Origin of the sequence: Zhongshania sp. (assembly GCF_041623545.1) — a bacterium.
GTDB lineage: Bacteria > Pseudomonadota > Gammaproteobacteria > Pseudomonadales > Spongiibacteraceae > Spongiibacter.
Map to the genome: position 1 here is coordinate 1 of NZ_JBFJWS010000255.1, position 4,718 is coordinate 4,718.

The following is a 4,718-nucleotide window of genomic DNA, read 5'->3' on the forward strand; positions in this document are numbered from 1 at the left end:
GGGGCAGAATCTAGGCTGTGATTACGCTTTTCGGGAAGTTTACCCCTTAATGCGTGATTTGGAATTCGAAATTGATGCTCGTCATTTTAATGATAATCTCGCTATCCAGTTTTTTGCCCCTGAGCGGCGTGACGTCAGTTTGCGATTTCAGCTTATTGCCCATAAGGCCACTGGGGTGGCCACCGCCTATACCCTTAGCGACGTAATTTACAATATAAAAGGCAGTGCGCTAAGCGAAGCGTATTTACTCGACGGCAGTGGCCGGCGCGTTTTTGGCCCTGAGCGCCTAAACTTTAATTTGGGTGACGATTTGGCGGGCGAGACGATAAGTTTAAAAGTGACCTCGTCGGCACCTGGCGCTTATGTCGCAGTGGCCCGCCTTATGCCGAGTGAGCGTGAACGCAGTAAATTTATCAGCAGACTGTATCAACAGGACCAGGAGTGAGCATGCATTTTGTAAAGCCGGGCGTGCTATTGGGCATGATGTTTAGCGTGAGCTTAATGGCGGCCGAGGGGTGTAGTGATATGGGGAAAAATACGACCTACATTCAAGCTGATGCCGATACGCTTTGGGGCGCAGAGCAATTGTTTAACACGCTTTTGCGGCGACCCTTGGTCGACGATTGGCAAGACAGCTTGGTCGCATCGGGGTTGCGACATTGTGAGGATACACCGTCTTTAGAAATTCGTTTAGATGGTGCTCAGCATGCCTGGGGGTACTATCGGATTGCGCCGGACAGTAGGTCGAATTTACTGATTCAAGCACCGCACCAATTTTACGATAGCGATACCGGTGAGATTGCCCGGAAATTATTTGAAGAACATGATTTTGTCGCCTTAGCCTTGAATAGTAGTAATCGCAATAGCGATTCTAACGTTCATATTGCAGATTTAGCCCACCTGCCCAGAAGTCATTTTACTGCGCTTGCTCGGGGCGCAGTCCTAGCAAATCCAGACGTGGTTGTATTGCAGATTCATGGCTTTGCGCAGTCAAAACGAAAGCCGGGTAATCAGCATATCGATCTTATTTTTAGTAATGGCACTGCCCGTAGCAGCGAGTCACTGCATCAACTTGGGGACTGCGCCAAGTCAAGTTTAGGGTTGGCAACGGCGGTGTATCCGGATCAGATTGATGAATTAGGGGCGACCACTAATACCGTGGGTAAAGCCATGCGCGCTCTGAACAGTCGCGGATTTTTACACCTAGAGGTGTCGAGATCAGCGCGGCATCTTTTGCGAGACGACGCCGCCGCTCGAGCAAAACTCTATGGATGCCTGAGCTCTTATGCGCGCTAATTATTCATTTTTGATTCTGCTGTTGGCGACCTCTGTTGGCGCTGTCGCGGATGTGGCGCAGGATTATTACCAGCACCTGTATGGTGATTATTTTCGGTGGACTGATGTTGGTGAGCTGCGCGCGTCCGCGTATTCTCGAACAGCGTTGGCAGCCCCTGGTGCTGTGGCGGAGTGCGTCCTCGGCAGCGACGATCACCCCGCGGCGGGCGACGCTGATTTGCGCGCTAAGGATTGGTTTGGTAGCGACCGCCCCAGCAATAGCATGCTCATTGCAACGAGCGATGCTCAGTGGCTGGGATTGCGAAATGGCGAGCATGCCACTCGAGTGAGCGTCATGCGCAGTCAGGATGGTTTGATTTTTGCTGAAAGCGAGGTTTTGGAACTAAGCAGAAATCAACAGCTTTACCTGCCGTTAAACGACAGTGCGTATATCCAACTTATTCAAGTACTTCCGAAAGTCGATATTAGTGCCGGCTTTGAATCTACGCCTGACTGTCCAAAGAATCGTCTTGCGGTGTGGCTGGGTACCGCGGAATCACTACCGGAAATACTCCAGCGCCGGGAAGTTTATCTGGGGGCGGATAACAAGGGGGAGTGGTTACGCCGCAGTGATGGCGAGCGTCAGCGCTACCAACACAGTCGGTCTGCGCAAGTGTCGCAGATTAGCCTGCCAGCCTTAGCGTTTCCACGCGTGGAGTTGCGTTTGCCACTGCCCCTCGGCAGCGCGACTGAGCTCGATGTTAAATGGCGTGTCAATGGCGGGGAATGGCATGAGCAGACAGTTACCGCCAAATTAGATCATCGCTACGCTTGGCGGGGGCGCAACAAACAATGGCAGCTCTTGAGCGAGCGCATTGAAATAGACCTACCTATTAGCAATTCACAGGCTTCAGATCTCGAGATTATCAGCCAGAGCGAGGTTTACCTGCGCGTCACTGGGGCCGCGACCGATGATTTTTTATTTGCGGCCAAGAACGATCCCCGGCGCGTGGCAAAAGTAGCTTTACCGCAAACCCAAGAGCGGCTTGCCGACGCGTTACTTCGCCAAGCCGGGGCTGAAACAGACGATTGGTATCAAGCCGCTGAGAGGGTGCTCAGCCATGATCAGCCGTATACGATTGCTTGGAAACGCTATTTTCGGGTGTTGCCACCACATTCGAATAGTGGGCTTGCGAGTCAGCGACGCTGGCTGGTGCCGTATACCCAGAAGTTAACGCAACACGATTGGCTTGCCGCTGGTATTACTCAGCGCCCGCGTTGGAATAGTGCTGCACTTGGGGAAGTAGAGCGGCAGGAAATATTTGCCATTCCGGCCGGAAGTCGAGTTGACTTTAGTTTGCCGGCGCCGACGACGAGCCGCAATATAAGAGCGTCTGTCGCGCTGAATAAAGAACCGCAACATCTAATGTATCGCAGCGAGCGACGAACCATGCCGCTGTTGGTTTTGGCTGAGGGTAGCGTCGCTACCACATGGCCGGAAGCTAAAGTTCAAAGCGCCCTAGTTAATACGCGTAGTGCTGATGAACACATTGCCGTTGCGCGCTATCAGTGGCGCCTCAATGCCGATGAGCGCGATTTTTCCCTCGAAAATACTGGCAGTGATACTGCGTATATCAGCGTCGAATACGAAGTCGCCAAGCCGAAGCCGCTAAGTGAACAGCGTTATCTTAGTCTGTTGCAATCGCTGGCAAGCTCGGCAGTTATCGATTGGCTGCGTGCAGATTCACCCGACTCAGACTTACCGCCATTGTTGGCAAGGGATTTACAGGCCTTACGCGATGACGTGCACCGTAAGCGTGATCAGTGGCTGGCGAGTACGGCGACGTCTCGGCAGCTCAATGATGCCCGCAATCGGTTTTACCAAGCGCAAGCACGGATGGCCCCACAGTCTGACGGGCCGAGCTTGAATGAGTTTATCGACGCCAACCGCCGGGTGAACTCAGCTGCTAGCCCGGTTGCTGTTCAGGCGCTGCGTGAACGTCACAATATTCTCATTGCGATGGGAGAGCATGAGCTTGCCATATCACTGTTAAAATTTGAGTTGCGCAACGGTAGTCGTGAGCTGAGTCAGGCGGCGAGTGAGGTATTACAGCGAACTTTTCACGAGCTTGGCGACACTGATGCCCTCGGGCTGTTAACGGTAGTGACTTTTTTGCAGCATGGCGACGCCCGCTCCACGGCATCGTTAATCCGTGATTTATATAAAAATGGCCACAGTGGTGATGCGTTGCGGCTGGCCTTGGTGTGGGAGAGCAATTGGGCGTGGGGTCGCGGAGATGACCTAGTCGCTGAGGCGACAGTCACCGACATACTACTTCGGGCGGCAGTCGATGAGGGCTGGCTAGAGACCTTCCGCAATAGATTAAACGCTCATTCTAGTGATATGGCCGAGTACTGGACGGCCTACGCCTTGGCCGCCAGCGGTGATGTTGGCGAGGCGCGGCGCCGTCTGGCTAATGTGAGCGGCGCTGATGCAAAGGCGTTGATGGACTTGCTAGCGGGAAGTCCTCAAGAGCAGGCTGAAAGGCTAATGGCATTGCCAAAAGATTCACTTTGGTCGCGTTGGCAGGGTATCGATGCGGGCCAAAATGGTCGCGCTTTTTTACAGCGAATTGATAGTGTCGGCCAAGATGACCCCTACCACCGTTACCACCTTAGTGGCGTGGAATCCCTCCGCTATCAATTGCACGGAGATCGCCATTTGCGCTTGGAAGTGCGATTAGTTCACGACGATGCTGAAGCGAGATTAGATCGCTGGCTACGCTTACGCATCAATAAACAGTGGTATCGCATACCGATATTCGGCAGTGTTGCCAGTACCACCCACGTATTCAAGACAGGCGAGTCAAGCAGTGATCGCTATCCAGGGCAGCGCTATTACATTGATATTGAGTGGCGCGGTGAAGGCGAACTTGAGCTGTTGAGCGATGACCAAGCCGTTTTGGCGCAACTGCAAGAGTCGCGCTTGGCGATTGGAAAATTGCGCTTAGAACCGCTGGGTCTAGGCTGTCGCGATCAGCAGGGTAACTATCTTGATCATGCCATTGGTCACATTGATAACGGCAAACTGTCCAAAATGGCCGCGCCACTGGCAATCCAAGTCAAACCATTTTGTCAGCCGCAGATTAAAGAGGGGCGCGGTAAGCTTCGCGGCCTAAGGGTTTGGCCCGCGCTAAGCGAGGCGCAGATTGCTGAGATAAGTGATGGCTTTGACGATACTGCCGACGTGCAAACGCAATTATTGGCCGGGATCTTCAGTCTGCACCACGGCCGGGTCATATCTGTGGAAAGCTTTGCTAAATTGCAGGCCGCTGCTTACGCTCAGCGCGAGCAAGCGCCGGTGGCAAATTTGTTGGCCCTACTGAATACGCGTAGTGAATGGCGTAAAGAAGAGCTTATTTTGAGCATGGCTGGCAGTGCCA

The 4,718-nt window shown here is 53.2% G+C and carries 3 protein-coding genes; all 3 read left to right on the forward strand.

The features are described 5' to 3' along the window. The coding region (locus ABYT30_RS15790) for a hypothetical protein (RefSeq protein ID WP_373097449.1) at window positions 1-445 on the forward strand (445 nt) is incomplete at its 5' end. Between the two features lie 2 nt (window positions 446-447). Then, window positions 448-1,296, forward strand: a complete 849-nt coding sequence (locus ABYT30_RS15795; protein WP_373097450.1) for a hypothetical protein — start codon at window positions 448-450, stop codon at window positions 1,294-1,296. Next, the coding region (locus tag ABYT30_RS15800; RefSeq protein ID WP_373097451.1) for a hypothetical protein at window positions 1,286-4,718 on the forward strand (3,433 nt) is incomplete at its 3' end. The genes ABYT30_RS15795 and ABYT30_RS15800, both read left to right, overlap by 11 nt.